The sequence below is a fragment of the Ruegeria sp. CDSA079 genome, assembly GCF_059612245.1.
In genome coordinates this window covers 125238-140768 of record NZ_JBXWQF010000001.1, presented here as the reverse complement: position 1 = coordinate 140768, position 15531 = coordinate 125238, and the positions used below count along the sequence as shown (strand labels likewise).

The window sequence follows — 15531 nt, the reverse complement described above, 5'->3', positions numbered from 1 at the left end:
GCTATCTTGAGGCGATGAGCAATAACAGACAGGAAAGCTTCCACCCGGCTTAAATCACTGAAATGGCCGGGCGCGCAATCATCAACCATAGGATGGTCAGCACTGCGAGAAAGGCAGGCACCCCGCAGGCGAACCAAAATCGAAACAGACGGTGGTAGTCTGGCGGCAACGGTGTCCCCTGTTCCGTGGCGGTTCGGGCATAATCCCGCATCCTGAGTTGCACCCACACCACCGGCAACCAGAACAGGCCGGTCAGCACGTAAAGCACCAGAGACAGTACAATCCACCCTTCGCTCAACAACCACCCAATGCGCCAGGCCAACAGAGCGCCGGTTATGGGTTGCAGGATCACCGCCGTTGTCGTGAACAGAAGGTCAGCCAGCGCAACAATACCTGCCGTATGCGCGACGATCTTCGGGTCGTTGCTGCGATGCGCCATCAGCATGAAAAAGGCGATTCCCGCCCCCGTACCCAGCAGGACACAGGCACCAATGACATGCAACCAGCGCAGGATCAGGTCGGGATCCATCATCGACTGGCCAGCATCGGCAGCGCAACAAGCGACAAGATCATCGCAGGCAGGATTTTTACCAAGGGACCCAGCGGGTCAGACCACAAGTCGGGTGCAGTGATTGAGGCGGCCATCAGATAGAACAAGGCCACACCAAACTGCGCCAAACAGGCCCGGGCAGCCCACGGACGCCACAGGACGGCCAAGCCCAGCGCAATGTCGACCAAAGACCAGAACACAACGCTTGTCATGGCCATAGGTGCTGACCACCCTGCTCCGGTCAGAACCTCCAAGGCAGTGGACAAGCCCGTCAATCCAAACAATCCCGACAACAGCCAGAACAGGCTGAGCGTCGCCACCACCAGTGGCATCAATAAGGCCATCCGCGCGCTCAACCGGTGTTCACGCGCGCAGGGAATCGCGGCGTAAATATCAGGCAAAGAAGCAAACCCGCGCCCTGTTGCTGCCCGATAAGGGGCGGAGTCCCCGGTCACGCCATCTGCCATGACGGCCATCGCAGTGCTGCGCAGCGGGGACCGCCACCCAAACCAGGCCAGCCCATCTGCCAGCCTCGCAACGGCATACGTCATGACGGGCGGCACGGTAAAACCGATCCGCGCAGCAGGAAACCCAAGCCACTGCCGCGTATTCTGAACCACGTCTGACAATCTGTGGGGTGTATCCTCGACCAGATCATAACGGCCTTGAGGCAAGTGCCCGTCAACAGCAGAGATCACAACGTTGCACAGATCAGCCATCCCAATGCTCTGAACCGGTGTATCAGGATAAGCCAGTGGCTGCACCCATGGAACAGCAGCCAACATACGCAACAACGCCGTCCCGCCATAATCCGTCTGCCCGATGACTAGCCCCGGCTTCAGCACCCAAAGCGGAACGCCTGACGCACGCAAAGCGGCATCTCCGGCCGCCTTGCTGCGCAGGAAATGGGTGCTTGCGTCCGGTTCTGCTCCGATGGCGGAAACCTGGACAACGCCGATACCGCTTTCTGCGCAGGCCTTTGCCAAGGCTGAAATTGCGGTGTGGTGAACTGATTCAAGATCGTCGCTTGCGTTATCCTGCAACGCGCCCGCACAATTCACCACGACATCCACGCCGACAAGCAAGTCCTGCCAATCTTTCTTGTGAACGAGCGTGCGAAGATCACCCTTTGTCAGCGGCACGCCCGGCAATACTTTTGCCCCTAACGCAAGATTGCGCACCATGCCTTGAACACGGGCACCTTCGGCCTGCAAAGTCCGCGTGACTTCAGCGCCAATGAAGCCATAAGACCCCAAAATTAAAACGTTTTTTTTAGAAATATCGTGACCTGCCATCGGCCTTTCACCTGTTTTAAACCTATCTATTTGACTGGGTGGCAATGGCCAGTTGTGATCCGCAGACTGCGACAATTAAGGATGAAACAGTGACCCAACCAGATAAGCGATCAACGCGGCCAGCCCGCCGATCAACAGCGTCTCAATTCCAGACCTCCACCAAGGGGCCAGCGACCATCGGCTTTTGAGCGCGCCTATCGCAAAGAAGACCCCCATGGTCATCCATGCTGACATCGCAAATGCACTCGGGACCGATGCCAAAAACGGAAGCAGGGGGATCATCCCGGCCACGAGAAATGCAAAAAACGTAGCCAGCGCAGCCTTCATCGGATGTGGATCAACGCTGCCCAATCCATATTCGCCCTCGATCATCAGGTTGATCCAGTTTTCACGGCTCGATGTAATCTCTGCCGTAGCTTCGTTCAAAACGGTTCCCGACAGCCCTTTTTGCGCAAGAATCTCTCGCACTTCTTCCCGCTCGCCATCCGGGTACAAAGCTATGTGGCTTTCCTCAATCGCCCGAATACGTCGAATGTTGTCCAGTTCGGCCTTGGTACCTGAATAATTGCCGGCGGCCATGGAAAATCCGTCAGCCAGCACATTCGCCAGTCCCAACGCCACGATGACGAACGGGGAAAGACCCGCCCCAGCAACGCCAGCCACGATTGCAAAAGTGGTGACGGACCCGTCGATGCCGCCATATACAACATCGCGTAACACACCTCGGCCGGGCGGTGCATTGATCCGTTCGACGATTTCCTGCGGGCTGTGACCGTGATCCGTCATGGCGTGTTCCTCCGACATACTCAGTGTGCCGAAGGGTGGGTAATGACGCTTTGCTTTGGATCAACCCTTGGAAAACAGGCCCTGCAGGGCACGTTTGATGATGCCCCGCGTTGACGGTTTGTGCCTGTCCGAGAACGGCAGCGGGCGGCAAACCTCCATCGCGGCCACGCCCACGCGGGCGCTGAGGGCGCCGTTGACCAGACCCTCTCCAAAACGCCGTGACAACTTGCTGAGGACGGATCCGCCCAAAACGGGTTCAAGCAGATCGTCGCCAACGGCCACCGCCCCTGTGGCGACCAGATGTACAAAAACGGCACGGGTCAGACGCCAACTGCCCAGCGTGCCGGCGCGACCGCCATAGATTTCCGCAACGCGGCGGATCATCCTAAGCGATGCGGCCAGCGCTGTCACAACATCTGCCAAAGCCAATGGTACTAATGCGGTCACGGTGGCGACCTGCCGGGCGGCGGCCTCGACTTCACGACTGGCGGCCTCGTCGAGCGGGGCCAGCAGTTCATGTTCGGCAAGGCTCAGCAACGCCGAGGCATCGAATTGATCGCCCATACGCTCTGCCAGTCGGTCGCGGCCCCAGCGGGTCTCTTCCCGCCCTTTGTAAAAAGTGATCAGACGATTGGTGACAACGCGTGCCTGGGCCAGATCGCCGTCTGCCAAGGCCGTATCCGCCGCGCGGCGCATTCCATCGACCCTCGACAAGCGCCCCAAAGCCGCCAGTTCGCGCAGAGCTATGATCAGCGTCACCAGAACCAGTGCGGCCAGCAAGCCGGTGATGATCCACCCCAGAACGGTCGTCCGCGCCACCAGCGAGGTCGCGAAATCCCACGCGGCGACAGAAACGGCCGCGCCAATAACAGCCAAGGCCAAGCCCCAGAACCAACGCGCAAGCGCCGACGGTTTGCGGGACGCAAGCCGCACCGCGCTCTGCATCGCTTGCCCCTGAGGTTGCGCGATATCCGGTACCGGCGGGGCCTGCGCGACATCGGCGGCGGGTTCATCCGTTTCTAGATCGATCAGAACCGGACCTTTAGACATGAGTCATACCTTTGCTGTGCCAGACAAATCTTATGTCCGGCAGGTTTTCGTCGTTTTCCGCGCCATCCCTGCGCCCCACTTCGGCAAAGCCATTGCGTTCATAAAACTTGCAGGCGCGTGTGTTTGCTTGAAATGCATACAAGCTAAGCTGGGATTGGCGCGATTTCGCGTGATCCAGCAGTTGCTGCCCGATCCCTTGCCCCCTCGCCTGCGCATCCAGATAGAGCGAATGGATTTCCGTGCCGTTGAGCGCAAGAAACCCGACCACACCATATTCGGTTTCGGCCACGGTGACCCAATTCTGGTCAATCATCCGACCACAAAAGGCGATGGTCTCGGCGCAGCTGTGCAGCGCGGGCATCCAGTCGTTTTCCAAGGTAAAACCATGCAGGATTGTCCCGATGGTACCGGCATCTGTTGTCCGTGCAGAGCGCAGGGCCACAGTCACAGCCTGTCTCCGATCAGGAATTGGACCGCGCGATCCAGACGGATATGCGGGGGGCCATCGCCGGGTTTCAGGGTCAGATGCGCCGGGGCAAATGCCATGAATCCATAGTCCTCATCCAACCAGCTGTCCGCCCCGTTTCGCGCCGGGCCCAAAAGATGCGCTGGATCCTCGGGCAATTCGCCCGGATAAAAAGCGGCCTGCTTCCCGCTCTCTAACAAAGTGCCCCTTACACATGGCAACTCTACCCCATTGTGACTGCGCAGTTCTTCCGTCGTCGCGCGCAGCGAGGCCAAAGACAGGGCCGCCGTCTGGGCTCCTGCAAAATTTGCCCGGTCTCGTGCCTCGCGCGTCAGGGCTTCGATGATTGCAGTCATGCGGGGGTGTTGCGTGTGGTGCAGATGGTCGGTTTTCGTCGCCGCAAACAGGATGCGTTCGACCCGTTTGCCTAATAACAGCTGGCTGAGCCACGCGTTCCGGCCCGGACGAAAGGCCGACAGGATATCGGCCATCGCGCGGCGCATATCCTCGACCGCCTGCGGACCTTTGTGGATTGCGCCCAGCGCATCAACCAGAACCACTTGCCGGTCGATGCGCGAAAAGTGGTCGCGAAAAAAGGGTTTCACCACCTGGGATTTATAGGCCTCAAACCGCCGTTCCATCTCGCGGTGAAGAGTTTTGCGGCGCGACGGTCCGGACAGTGCCAAAGGTGCAAAAGTCAGAACCGGCGAGCCCGCCAGGTCACCCGGCAACAGGAAACGCCCCGGCGTGCAGTCATAAAAACCGACGTCACGTGCCTGATTGAGATAGGTGGTAAACGACGACGCCAGCGCCTGCGCCGTTGGCTCGTCATGCGCACCGGACGGGTCAGTTGCATTTACCTGCGCCAGATACTCAGCTGCTTCAGCACGTGTCTCCATGCGTGTCAGGGTTTCTTGCGACCAGTCTTCGAAGGATTTGTCCAGTAAAGCCAAATCCAGCAGCCACTCACCTGGATAGTCTACGATATCCAGATGTATCGTACGCGGCCCCTGCAACCCGGCAAGCAGCCCGGCGGGTCGCGCTTTGAAGGACAGGCGCAATTCAGACACGGCGCGGGTGCTGTCCGGCCAATGGGGCGCAGGACCTGTCAGGGCGGACAAATGCGCTTCATAGTCAAACCGGGGCACTGTATCGTCCGGCTGCGGCTGCAGATAGGCGGCATTGATCCGGCCCTCCTGCTGTGCGGCCAGCCCGGTCATGCGCCCCCGGTCCAGCAGGTTCGCCACCAGCGAGGTGATGAAAACCGTCTTGCCCGACCGTGCCAGCCCGGTGACACCCAGACGGATGACCGGCTCGAAAAACGTTTCGGACACGCTGTCGCCGATGGTTTCGACACCGCGCACAAGACTGTCTGCCAGTGATGAGATGACCAATCTGCCGCCCCGCAATTTTCGTTTCACCCAAGATAGGTAGAGGGTGCAGCACATACCAGCGCTTTCGCCCCCTTGCCCGTTCCCGCATCGCGCGGTACCAGCGGCACATGCCCAGATACGCGTTGAAAGTTGAATACCAAGGTGAGCCGTTTGCCGGATGGCAGCGGCAAAAGGATCAGCCGTCGGTACAGGGAGCCATTGAACATGCCCTGTCTCGCATCCAACCAGGTGCGCATACAATTTCCGCCGCAGGGCGCACCGACGCCGGGGTTCACGCATTGGGGCAAGTTGCCCATTGCGATATGGCCAAGGACTGGGACCCGTTCCGTCTGTCCGAGGCGCTGAACTATCACCTCAAACCGCAGCCGGTGGCGATTGTGAAGGCCGCTCGGGTCGATGAGGATTGGCACGCCCGGTTTTCAGCGGTCGAACGGCAATACCTGTTCCGCATTCTGATGCGCCGTGCCCCGGCAACGCATGACCGGGGGCAGGTCTGGCAGATCAATCACCAATTGGATGTCGGCGCCATGCGGGACGGGGCAAACATGCTGCTGGGGCGGCATGATTTCACCACTTTCCGATCCTCGATCTGTCAGGCGGCCAGCCCGGTCAAAACCTTGGATGAGCTGCGGGTCGAGCAGGTACAGGGCTTTTCTGGCCCCGAGGTTCATTTCCACGTACGCGCCCGATCCTTCCTGCACAATCAGGTACGCAGCTTCGTCGGCACTCTGGAGCGTGTCGGTGCCGGAGCTTGGACACCTGAAGACGTCCGCGACGCGTTGAAAGTTGCCGACCGTGCGGCCTGTGGCCCGGTGTGCCCGCCGCAGGGGCTGTATCTGGCGCGGGTTGGCTACCCGGAACCGGTGTTCGACTAAATCGCCCGCATCAGCAAACCACCGGCAATCACCGCAATGACAAGACCAGCGACCAGTTCGATGGTCGGGGCAAGAACCGAGGCAAAGCGCGTGGCCGAGGCAGAGGCCAACAGCCCTCCGCGCAGACCGAAGGATGTCCAGCCGACCAGCGTTGTTACGGTGGCCGTGCCCAGCGCCATTGCAAATGCTCCGACGATACCCACCATCGCAATGCCCATCTGCCAGGTCAGGATCAACACAAACAAAGCACCTGTACAGGGCCGCGCTGCAATGCCTGCGATCAGGATCAGGGCTTCGCGCAGAGTGCCCACATTTGCGACCTCTTCCGCCGTTGGTCCATGCCGATGGCCACAATCCGAGCAGACACCGTCATCATGGTGATGTGCGTGATCATGGTGATCATGATGGTGACTGCGAGGATGGTGATGATCATGCGCAGACTGGCTTTTTTGACGCTGCGCAAAACTGCGCAAGGCCCGGAAGACCAACCAAAGCCCGATCAACGCAATCGCGCCATAGCTTATGGGGGCCATGACCTGCTCGGTCGCGCCAACAAGGCTTTGACGGGACATCTGAAACACCAGCACCCCGGCATAGACCAAAACGACGGCCGTCACAGCCTGTCCCAGGCTGGACAATACGCTGATCGCCGACAGCCGCCAAAATGCCACGCGTCGACCCAGCCCATACCCGCCGATCAACACCTTGCCGTGGCCGGGGCCGATGGCGTGAAAGAAGCCATAGGCGAAACACACCGTCAACAGTGTGGCTACTGCTTCGGGCTGCTCTGCGCGTGCGGCACGCAACGCGCGAGCGATCTGGTTCTGGAATTCCCGTTGCTCGCCTGCTGCCCAAGCCGCAAGCGAGTCAAACCCGCCGCTTCCCCAGAACCAGAGCAGCAGACCACACGCAAGAGCGACCGGAACAATCAGGTAACGGGACATGAAATGCGAATCTCGGTGGCAAAGTTTTCACCGACCATGGGAATGTCGTTTTCCTCAAGATCGTAATCTGCGTCCAACGTCAGCAGGAATGCCTGCATCTGAGCCAATTGGCCATCGATATCCGGGTCAAAACGCTCCATCTGGCAGGCAGCAGGGCCTGTCACGATAACTGGGCGCGTCACTTCGTAGGCCGTGTAATAGGTCTCATCAAACGCCTTTGCCGACAAGGCGCTGGCGGGGGCTGAACCACCTTCGACCGCGCGCAAGTGCGTGGTGACGATGCGGCCATCCTCGGTTGTGGCACTTGGGGAAAGGGGGGCAGACAGGGCAACCGGCACTCCTGCGGCAGTCACAACCAGATCGCCATTATATCCTTCGATCCATTGCGCGTCGAACCCGGTCAGAAACTCTTCCTCGTTTTGGGTCAGCACACCGTCACCGTCCTGATCCAACCGCATATCCTCTAGTTGCAGCAGCGAAAACAGCTCATCATAGGCCCATGTCACGCGGACATGGGTCAGTTGACCATTTTCATCCACGATGAACTCCAGCCCAGTGTCGATAAACACATGCGGGTGGGCCATGGCCGGGATCGGCAGGCAGCAGGAGATGACTGTGAATAACCAGCGCATGACCGCAAGATAGGTCCCGCGGTCCACGGCGGCAACGGCTTTTGCCGTCACACCGCAAAAACCGGCCGAGTGTCAGCCCGGTGGAAACAGCACCAGCGTCTGCAACGCGGTTCCTACCGGGCCTTCCGTATCGTAGAGCACCGATTGTGACATCCCGATGCCGGACGGCTGCCAATGCGAGATCGAGTCAGAGGCCAACCAGTCCGAAACCGGCTCGCGGTGTATATTCACGGTCAGGTCGGTGTTCATGAAACCCATTTCCGAGGTCGGCGCGTTCCACGAGATGCCATTGCCGCAATCGGCCAACGGGCACAGGGCTTGAATTGGCGATTGAACCTCACCCTGCAAAAGCTGCGGGGTCCGCATCCACACCGTTTTGGGCCCGGCCCTCTGCTTACCGCCTTTCGGATACCGAATGTCGCTGTAATGGGCAAAACCGGGCAAGTCGTGACGAATCTCTCCAATTGGAAACGGGCCGTCGGCCGCATCCTCGATCCGGGGCGCGATGGTTTCGGCATTTGCAACCGGCCCTAGATCACGACGCACCAGATGCATTGTCGAGGCCCTCGCACAAAGCGTGTCGTTTAGGTCGTGGACCGTAACACGTGTGGTGGCCAGCGTCTTGGTATGGCGCGTGGTTTCTGCCGCAACCCGCAGACCGGCCAGCGGCAGAGGGCGCAACAGGTCGACAGTCAAACGTGTCAGCATCTTTTCCGGACCAACCTCGGTTTCCGCCGCCCGCACGATCAGTCCACTCACTGGCCCCGCATGGCAGTGCTCGGCAGACCACGGACCGCGCGCGGGATCATTGCCGACAAATGCCCCGTCTTCCTGTTGATGAAAATAGGCTTTGCCGGCGAAATCGAGCGCTGCTGCCATTGGCCCCTCAGATCTTTTCTTGCGTGTATTTCTTCAACTCGGCCCGTGCCACCTGACGGCGATGCACCGCATCCGGCCCATCGGCCAGTCGCAGGGTCCGCACATGGGTCCAGGCCGTCGCAAGCGGTGTGTCCTGACTGATACCTTGCGCCCCGAACATCTGCACCGCTTCGTCAATCACCTTTAGCGCAACCCGTGGTGCGATGACCTTGATCTGGCTGATCCACGGCGCGGCGGCCCGCGCATCGCCCTGATCCATGTACCAAGCGGCTTTCAGGCACAGCAGGCGGGCCATCTCGATCTCCATCCGGCATTCAGCAATAATGTCGTAATTGGCCCCAAGCTGCGCCAGCTTCTTGCCAAACGCCTCGCGTTGCAGCGACCGTTTGCACATCTGCTCCAGCGCGATTTCGGCCTGCCCGATCGCGCGCATACAATGGTGGATTCGGCCCGGCCCAAGGCGACCCTGCGCAATCTCAAATCCGCACCCTTCGCCCAGCAGGATGTTTTCGGCCGGCACGCGCACGTTGGTGAATCGGATATGCATGTGACCGTGCGGTGCATCATCGTGGCCATAAACCTGCATGGGCCGCAGAACCTTGATGCCTTCTGCGTCGGCAGGCACCACGATCATCGATTGCCGCTTGTGCTTGGGCTGTTCGTCGCCGCCTGTTTTGACCATGACGATATAGACCTTGCACCGCGGGTCGCCTGCGCCAGAGGACCACCATTTCTCACCGTTCAGGACATAGTCATCCCCGTCCCGGACGCAGGACATCGACACGTTGGTCGCATCAGACGAGGCCACATCAGGCTCGGTCATCAGATAGGCAGACCGGATTTCACCTTCGAGCAGGCGCTTCAGCCATTGCTCTTTCATCATCTCGGACCCGTAGCGTTCGAAAACTTCCATATTGCCGGTGTCCGGGGCAGAACAATTGAACACTTCGGCCCCAAGGGGGGTCTTGCCCATTTCTTCAGCGAAATAGGCATATTCCACCGTGGTCAGCCCAAATCCTTTGTCACTGTCGGTCAGCCAGAAATTCCACAGCCCCGCCGCTTTGGCCTTGGCCTTAAGCCCCTCAAGAATTTCGGCCTGCCGTTTGGTATATTGCCAGCGGTCACCCTTGTTGATTTCGGCGTGGTATTCTTCTTCCAGCGGCATGATCTCATCCCGGATCATATCGGCAACACGTTGCAGAAGAACGCGGTTTTCCTCGTGCAGGGTAAATGACATGTTCACGGACGCATCCTCCTGAGGCATCGAAACCGGACTGTACTTTCGCGGCAAGGATGGCTTAATTGCCCCAAGCCTGTCCACCACAGTGACGGGACGTCACCACTTCAAAAGCTAAGCAGGAGCCGCGCATGGCGTTGTTGATCGATACCGGGCTGTCCGATTGGATAGGCGACAGTGAAATAGCCGCCAAATTGCGGGCCACAGCGCCTGATGCCGATATCCGCACCCCGGAAACGCTTGGAAACCCCGAAGACATAACGATGCTGGCCCTGGTCAACATGCAAAGCGACCATCCTGCGCGTCTGCCGAACCTGGAACTGGTTCAGAAGTTGGGGGCGGGCGTGGAAACCATTGTCAGCCATCCTGATCTTCCGACCCGTATCCGGGTTGCGCGTTTGAAACCGGATGCACCGGCACAAGGTATTGCCGAATGGTTTGTGGCTTACATCCTGCGCACTCAAAGGCACATGGCATTTCATGAGGCTGCCCAAACCCGGGCGGAATGGTCGCCGCGTGAGCCGATCTTTACACCTGACACAGTCGTTGGCGTTCTGGGTCTGGGTCATATCGGTGCCCGCACCGCCCTGATGCTGCGGGCCATCGGATTTCAGGTCATGGGTTGGAGCCGCACGCCCAAAACCATTGAAGGTGTGACCTGTCTGCATGGGCAGGACACCCTGCCGCAGCTTTTGGGTCAGTGCGATCATGTGTGTGCCATTCTGCCTTCGACACCACAGACCGTTGGTTTGTTCGATGCAAAAACACTGGCGATGATGAAACCCGGCAGCCAACTTTTGAACGCCGGGCGTGGTGATCTGATTGACGAAGACGCCCTGATCGCCGCCCTTGATAACGGCACTCCGGGTCATGCCGTGCTGGACGTTACATCAAAGGAACCGCTGCCTCAGGACAGCCCGTTGTGGGCCCATCCCGCTGTAACGATCACACCGCATGTCTCGGGTTGGCATCTGGGCGATGCGCTCTCTGATGTTGCCGAGAACTTTCGACGCCTCAGCTCTGGCGCACCCTTGCTGCATGAAGTTGATCGGGAACAAGGGTATTGAGATCCGTACCTAAGTTCAGGGCGTGAGAATCCAGTTGCCATTGCCGTCATTGCATCGGCGGGTTCTGATCTCGCGGCTCTGATCCCCACCTTCCGGCTGAATGACGTGCTGAAGGCTGACGCAGCTACCCTGCACATTCTGCACCCGGATCGTGCCTTTCGATCCGGTATCGTCGTTATTCCAGGCCCGTTCCTGACCCACAGACGGTGTCTCACTGGTCAGCAATGTGTTCGCGGTTGCGTTGACCACTTCGAAATCCGCAGGCGACAAGCCCATTTCAGCAATGATTCGCGACAGCGGCTTGGCGTCAGCCAAACCGGCCATGAAAAGAACACCACAAGCGGCGATTGCAGGCAAAAACTGGGCTTTCATAGCGGCCTCATAGAACTGAAATCATTTGTGTCCAACGATATACCTCCGGCGCGGCCGGGCCAAGCCCTAGACGCCGACCTTCAAAATATCCCGAACAAACCTATCGCGCAGGTGGACCTTTCTGCTCCAAGCCTTTGTGCCCATATTGCCTGACAAACGACCCCGAGGCTCATGATGACCAAACCATCCTATTTCGCCCCAATCGGGGGCCACCCCGGTCAGGACCAACTGTTGACCGACCGCGCCATGTTCACGGATGCTTATGCGGTCATCCCCAAAGGCACGATGCGTGACATCGTCACCAGCTCCCTGCCCTTCTGGGAAGGCACACGCCTTTGGGTTCTGTCGCGCCCGCTCAGTGGATTTGCCGAGACATTCTCGCAATACATCATGGAGGTGCAGCCCGGTGGCGGCAGTGACCGGCCCGAGACCGAGGCGCAGGCACAAGCCGTTCTGTTCGTGGTCGAGGGGACCGTTACCCTGACCCTGAACGCAGAAAAACATGTTTTGGAAACAGGTGGTTATGCCTATATTCCCTCGGGAAGCGACTGGGCATTGCACAACACGGGTGACGCAGTCGCCCGGTTCCACTGGGTACGTAAAGCTTATCAGTCGGTGCCTGGGCTGCCCTTGCCCGATCCGATTGTTACCAACGAGCGCGACGTGACACCGGTTGAAATGCCGGGAACCGAGGGCCGCTGGTCCACCACGCGGTTTGCCGACCCTCAGGACCTGCGCCATGACATGCATGTGAACATCGTCAATTTCGAACCCGGTGGGGTCATCCCGTTTGCCGAGACCCATGTAATGGAACACGGGCTCTATGTGCTGGAAGGTAAAGCTGTCTATCGTCTCAATCAGGATTGGGTCGAGGTTGAAGCAGGCGATTACATGTGGCTGCGCGCCTTCTGCCCACAAGCCTGTTATGCAGGCGGTCCGGGGCGGTTCCGGTATCTGCTTTACAAGGATGTCAACCGGCACATGCCCTTGTCTCCACCCCTCCGGTAAACAGGTTGCTCGCGGGGCCGCTCAGTGAATTTATGGTTTCAGGGCTTCACACGCGCGCCGGAATTTGCTGAAATCCAAGCAAATTCTGATTTTGAGCATTGGAGATTGTTCCATGAAACTGCGCCCTGCCTTGCTGGCCCTTGCCGCACTCGCCGCGTCTGCGGCTTTGTACACGTCACCCATTTCGGCCAAGGAAGAGACTAAGTCCGTCTTCGTCATGAGCCGCACCTGGGCGGTGACACAGATCTCTGACGCACCAGTCATTTACCGCGCCACGCGCGACAACAACAACCTCAACCCGTTTGGCCCCCCGCCGCGTTTGCGCACGATTCAGGCCATCGCCGCGATTCAGCAGGCAACCGGGTGTAAACCGATTGCGGCGAGCATGTATCAGAACATCTCGGGCCAGTTCTTCTCGCAGGTTAGCTGCAACTGACAATGCGTCAGTTAAGGCATTGAGGTCGCCCGACCGGCCTGCCATAGCTTGCGCATGAAACTCGCGATTAACGGATTCGGCCGCATCGGCCGCACGATCCTGCGGCAGGTTCTGGCCCTGCCGGAAGGGTCAGATATCGAGCTGGTGCTGATCAACGACATCGCACCGCTCGAAACCTGCGCTTACCTTTTCAAATATGACAGCACATTCGGTCCTTACCCAGGTGACGTGTCCGAAGGAGACGCCGCACTGATCGTGGATGGCCGGACAGTTCCAATGACGCATAGCGCTGACCTGACCCGTGTGGATCTGTCCGGTGTGGACGTGATGCTGGACTGCACGGGTATTGCCCGCAGCTCCGACGACGCACGCCGCGGTCTGACCGCAGGTGCGGGCAAAGTCCTGATTTCGGGCCCGTCACCCGCTGCGGATGTGACCATTGTACTTGGAGCAAATGAGGATCAGTTGGGTAGCGCCCGGATTGTGTCAAACGCGTCCTGCACCACCAATGGGCTGGTGCCTTTGGTCAAGGTCATCGACGATATCGGCGGCGTTGCGGCGGGGCACATGACGACCATCCACTGCTACACCAATAGTCAGCCTATGGTCGACGCCCCGCGCGGTGACCTCGCACGCTCTCGGGCAGGCGCACTTTCGATGGTACCCACAACATCGAGCGCCATGCACCTGATCGATGTCGTCCTGCCGCATCTGGCCGGGCGCATTTCTGGCGCGGCTGTCCGTGTACCCACAGCAAGCGTGTCAGCCGTGGACCTCGTGGTCACTTTGCAGCGTGGCATGAGTGCCGAAACCTTCGATCATTGCCTGAAACAGGCTGTTGCTGCATCCCCTGTCCTTGGCTGGACGGACCTGCCACTGGTCTCGTCCGACCTGCGCGCCCGCCCGGAATCACTGGTTATTGCCGGGCCAGAAACCCGTATGGTAGGCAAAAACCAGGTTCGGGTCTTCGGCTGGTATGACAATGAATGGGGCTTTTCCGCCCGGATGCTGGATGTCGCGCGCCTTATGGCCACCGAGTAACCGGACCGCGGCCCGCAAGTGGGGGCGCGATCCGGCGTTGGTTTGGTTATTTGTGACCCGGTAAACTTCCGGCGCCATGCCCGGACATTCCACCCGATACTTCTTCGGTGGCTTCTTCTGTCAGCTCTTCCGGCAGAACGAGGTTAAGTACGATGGCAATGACCGCAGCAGGCAACAAACCGCTTTTCATGAGGATGCCCAGAGTATCCGGCAGGTGCTGAACTGCGTCGGGCTCAAGCTGCAACCCGAATCCGATGGAAAGCGAGATTGCAAAGATCACCATGTTGCGCCGGTTCCAATCGACATCAGACAACATGGAGATGCCCGCTGCCACGACCATCCCGAACATGACAATCACGCCTCCGCCCAACACCTCGATGGGAATTGTCCGGATTATAGCACCGACCTTCGGAACCAATCCGCACACGATCAGGAACAAAGCGCCAATGGTCACAACATGGCGGCTCATCACCCCGGTCATCGCAATCAGGCCGACATTCTGGCTGAACGACGTGTTGGGCAACCCGCCAAATACACCAGCAAGCGCCGACCCAATACCATCGGCATAAGTCGCACCGGCAATTTCTTCATCCGTCGCTTCACGACCCGCACCACCTTTGGTCACCCCTGAAACGTCACCAACGGTTTCGATAGCCGAGACAAAGGCCATCAGGCAGAAGCCGATGACTGCCGCGAACGAAAACTCAAAGCCGTATTTGAACGGAACAGGCAGTGCGAAGGCCGAGGCACGGCCCCAGCTTGTACCAATCGCCTCGAAGGTCACCATCCCGACCATCAACGCATAACCGTACCCTACCGCCAAACCGATCAGGACTGCCGAAACCGAAAGCATCCCCCGGGCGAAGAATTTCAATGCGAGTGTCACGACAATAACAACCATCGCCGCCGACCAGTTCAGCATCGAGCCATATTCCGGCGTACCGATAGCTGGAACCCCGCCAGCGGCGTACTGGATCCCGACCTTGACCAACGCAAGACCGATCATCGTAACTACAAGGCCAGTTACAAGTGGGGGTAAAGCGAAGCGGATCTTACCGATGACAGCCCCCAGACAGGCATGGAACACGCCACCGATGATCACCCCCCCGAACAAGGCCGCCAGCCCATCGACACCCTTGCCAGCCACAAGCGGAATCATGATGGGCAGAAAGGCGAAGCTGGTGCCTTGAACAATCGGTAATGCAGCCCCAACCGGACCCAGAGTAACCGTCTGCAACAGCGTTGCCACGCCAGCAAACAGCATCGAAATCTGGATCAGATACAAAAGCTCGGGGAAGTCAGGCGAATTCGACCCGAACCCAAACCCTGCAGCGCCCGCCACAATGATAGCAGGCGTCACGTTCGAGACGAACATCGCCAGAACGTGCTGAATACCCAGTGGAATCGCCTTGTGTAGAGCAGGCGTATAGTTCGGATCCCGAAGCTGTTCGGGTGTTCCAATCGAAGTTTCGGCCATGAGTGCTGTCCTCCCAGTCAGA

The 15531-nt window shown here is 59.1% G+C and carries 17 protein-coding genes; 5 read left to right on the top strand and 12 right to left on the bottom strand.

What is annotated here, in order from left to right:
- Window positions 1–49: 49 nt before the first annotated feature.
- From AC2FJZ_RS00665 to AC2FJZ_RS00640, 6 genes are all read right to left on the bottom strand, one after another.
- Complete coding sequence (locus AC2FJZ_RS00665; protein ID WP_496775907.1) at window positions 50–529, bottom strand: DUF2269 family protein; 480 nt, start codon at window positions 527–529, stop codon at window positions 50–52.
- Window positions 529–1845: an SDR family oxidoreductase gene (locus AC2FJZ_RS00660; RefSeq protein ID WP_496775722.1), complete on the bottom strand. Its 1317-nt coding sequence runs from the start codon at window positions 1843–1845 to the stop codon at window positions 529–531. The genes AC2FJZ_RS00665 and AC2FJZ_RS00660 overlap by 1 nt, the downstream gene beginning before the upstream one ends.
- A 75-nt stretch (window positions 1846–1920) precedes the next feature.
- A complete protein-coding gene (locus AC2FJZ_RS00655; RefSeq protein WP_496775721.1) occupies window positions 1921–2631 on the bottom strand; it encodes a VIT1/CCC1 transporter family protein in 711 nt (236 codons plus the stop codon).
- Between the two features lie 60 nt (window positions 2632–2691).
- Window positions 2692–3681, bottom strand: a complete 990-nt coding sequence (locus tag AC2FJZ_RS00650) for a YcjF family protein (protein ID WP_496775720.1) — start codon at window positions 3679–3681, stop codon at window positions 2692–2694.
- The gene (locus AC2FJZ_RS00645) at window positions 3674–4129 is read right to left on the bottom strand and encodes a GNAT family N-acetyltransferase (protein ID WP_496775719.1); all 456 of its coding nucleotides are present in this window, start codon (window positions 4127–4129) and stop codon (window positions 3674–3676) included. Before AC2FJZ_RS00645 ends, AC2FJZ_RS00650 begins: the two co-directional genes overlap by 8 nt.
- Window positions 4126–5541 (bottom strand): YcjX family GTP-binding protein, encoded by a 1416-nt coding sequence (locus tag AC2FJZ_RS00640; protein WP_496775717.1) that lies wholly within the window; start codon window positions 5539–5541, stop codon window positions 4126–4128. Before AC2FJZ_RS00640 ends, AC2FJZ_RS00645 begins: the two co-directional genes overlap by 4 nt.
- 107 nt (window positions 5542–5648) lie before the next feature.
- On the opposite strand from AC2FJZ_RS00640, the gene truA reads away from it, so the two are divergent.
- Window positions 5649–6416: a tRNA pseudouridine(38-40) synthase TruA gene (gene truA / locus AC2FJZ_RS00635; protein WP_496775716.1), complete on the top strand. Its 768-nt coding sequence runs from the start codon at window positions 5649–5651 to the stop codon at window positions 6414–6416.
- On the opposite strand, the gene AC2FJZ_RS00630 is transcribed toward truA, so the two are convergent.
- Genes AC2FJZ_RS00630 through AC2FJZ_RS00615 form a run of 4 tightly spaced genes read right to left on the bottom strand, consistent with a single transcriptional unit; the run spans window position 6413 to window position 10108 of the window.
- Entirely contained in the window at window positions 6413–7360 is a 948-nt protein-coding gene (locus AC2FJZ_RS00630) for a nickel/cobalt transporter (protein WP_496775715.1), read from the bottom strand. The genes truA and AC2FJZ_RS00630 overlap by 4 nt on opposite strands.
- Window positions 7345–8043, bottom strand: a complete 699-nt coding sequence (locus AC2FJZ_RS00625; protein WP_496775714.1) for a DUF1007 family protein — start codon at window positions 8041–8043, stop codon at window positions 7345–7347. Before AC2FJZ_RS00625 ends, AC2FJZ_RS00630 begins: the two co-directional genes overlap by 16 nt.
- A gap of 21 nt (window positions 8044–8064) precedes the next feature.
- A complete protein-coding gene (locus tag AC2FJZ_RS00620) occupies window positions 8065–8871 on the bottom strand; it encodes a thioesterase family protein (RefSeq protein ID WP_496775713.1) in 807 nt (268 codons plus the stop codon).
- Between the two features lie 7 nt (window positions 8872–8878).
- Window positions 8879–10108 carry an acyl-CoA dehydrogenase family protein gene (locus AC2FJZ_RS00615; protein WP_496775906.1) on the bottom strand — a complete coding sequence of 410 codons (1230 nt, stop codon included), beginning with the start codon at window positions 10106–10108 and terminating at the stop codon, window positions 8879–8881.
- 131 nt (window positions 10109–10239) lie between these two features.
- Here AC2FJZ_RS00615 and AC2FJZ_RS00610 point away from each other — a divergent pair, with 131 nt between their 5' ends.
- A complete protein-coding gene (locus tag AC2FJZ_RS00610) occupies window positions 10240–11175 on the top strand; it encodes a 2-hydroxyacid dehydrogenase (protein WP_496667568.1) in 936 nt (311 codons plus the stop codon).
- Window positions 11176–11190: 15 nt separating this feature from the next.
- Here the strand turns inward: AC2FJZ_RS00610 and AC2FJZ_RS00605 are convergent, their stop codons facing one another.
- Window positions 11191–11547 carry a hypothetical protein gene (locus AC2FJZ_RS00605; protein WP_496667569.1) on the bottom strand — a complete coding sequence of 119 codons (357 nt, stop codon included), beginning with the start codon at window positions 11545–11547 and terminating at the stop codon, window positions 11191–11193.
- 174 nt (window positions 11548–11721) lie between these two features.
- On the opposite strand from AC2FJZ_RS00605, the gene AC2FJZ_RS00600 reads away from it, so the two are divergent.
- The 3 genes from AC2FJZ_RS00600 to AC2FJZ_RS00590 all read left to right on the top strand — a co-directional run bounded on the left by AC2FJZ_RS00600 (window position 11722) and on the right by AC2FJZ_RS00590 (window position 14032).
- Entirely contained in the window at window positions 11722–12555 is an 834-nt protein-coding gene (locus tag AC2FJZ_RS00600; RefSeq protein ID WP_496775712.1) for a bifunctional allantoicase/(S)-ureidoglycine aminohydrolase, read from the top strand.
- 112 nt (window positions 12556–12667) lie between these two features.
- Window positions 12668–12991 (top strand): hypothetical protein, encoded by a 324-nt coding sequence (locus AC2FJZ_RS00595; protein ID WP_496775711.1) that lies wholly within the window; start codon window positions 12668–12670, stop codon window positions 12989–12991.
- A 54-nt stretch (window positions 12992–13045) separates the two neighbouring features.
- Window positions 13046–14032 (top strand): type I glyceraldehyde-3-phosphate dehydrogenase, encoded by a 987-nt coding sequence (locus tag AC2FJZ_RS00590; protein WP_496775710.1) that lies wholly within the window; start codon window positions 13046–13048, stop codon window positions 14030–14032.
- A gap of 46 nt (window positions 14033–14078) precedes the next feature.
- On the opposite strand, the gene AC2FJZ_RS00585 is transcribed toward AC2FJZ_RS00590, so the two are convergent.
- Complete coding sequence (locus AC2FJZ_RS00585; protein ID WP_496667573.1) at window positions 14079–15509, bottom strand: nucleobase:cation symporter-2 family protein; 1431 nt, start codon at window positions 15507–15509, stop codon at window positions 14079–14081.
- Window positions 15510–15531 lie beyond the last annotated feature (22 nt).

Coding starts and splice junctions, on each gene's coding strand:
- AC2FJZ_RS00665 (WP_496775907.1), bottom strand. CDS start 529: ATGGATCCCGACCTGATCCTGCGCTGGTTGCATGTCATTGGTGCCTGT.
- AC2FJZ_RS00660 (WP_496775722.1), bottom strand. CDS start 1,845: ATGGCAGGTCACGATATTTCTAAAAAAAACGTTTTAATTTTGGGGTCT.
- AC2FJZ_RS00655 (WP_496775721.1), bottom strand. CDS start 2,631: ATGACGGATCACGGTCACAGCCCGCAGGAAATCGTCGAACGGATCAAT.
- AC2FJZ_RS00650 (WP_496775720.1), bottom strand. CDS start 3,681: ATGTCTAAAGGTCCGGTTCTGATCGATCTAGAAACGGATGAACCCGCC.
- truA (WP_496775716.1), top strand. CDS start 5,649: ATGCCCAGATACGCGTTGAAAGTTGAATACCAAGGTGAGCCGTTTGCC.
- AC2FJZ_RS00630 (WP_496775715.1), bottom strand. CDS start 7,360: ATGTCCCGTTACCTGATTGTTCCGGTCGCTCTTGCGTGTGGTCTGCTG.
- AC2FJZ_RS00620 (WP_496775713.1), bottom strand. CDS start 8,871: ATGGCAGCAGCGCTCGATTTCGCCGGCAAAGCCTATTTTCATCAACAG.
- AC2FJZ_RS00615 (WP_496775906.1), bottom strand. CDS start 10,108: ATGTCATTTACCCTGCACGAGGAAAACCGCGTTCTTCTGCAACGTGTT.
- AC2FJZ_RS00610 (WP_496667568.1), top strand. CDS start 10,240: ATGGCGTTGTTGATCGATACCGGGCTGTCCGATTGGATAGGCGACAGT.
- AC2FJZ_RS00605 (WP_496667569.1), bottom strand. CDS start 11,547: ATGAAAGCCCAGTTTTTGCCTGCAATCGCCGCTTGTGGTGTTCTTTTC.
- AC2FJZ_RS00600 (WP_496775712.1), top strand. CDS start 11,722: ATGACCAAACCATCCTATTTCGCCCCAATCGGGGGCCACCCCGGTCAG.
- AC2FJZ_RS00595 (WP_496775711.1), top strand. CDS start 12,668: ATGAAACTGCGCCCTGCCTTGCTGGCCCTTGCCGCACTCGCCGCGTCT.
- AC2FJZ_RS00590 (WP_496775710.1), top strand. CDS start 13,046: ATGAAACTCGCGATTAACGGATTCGGCCGCATCGGCCGCACGATCCTG.
- AC2FJZ_RS00585 (WP_496667573.1), bottom strand. CDS start 15,509: ATGGCCGAAACTTCGATTGGAACACCCGAACAGCTTCGGGATCCGAAC.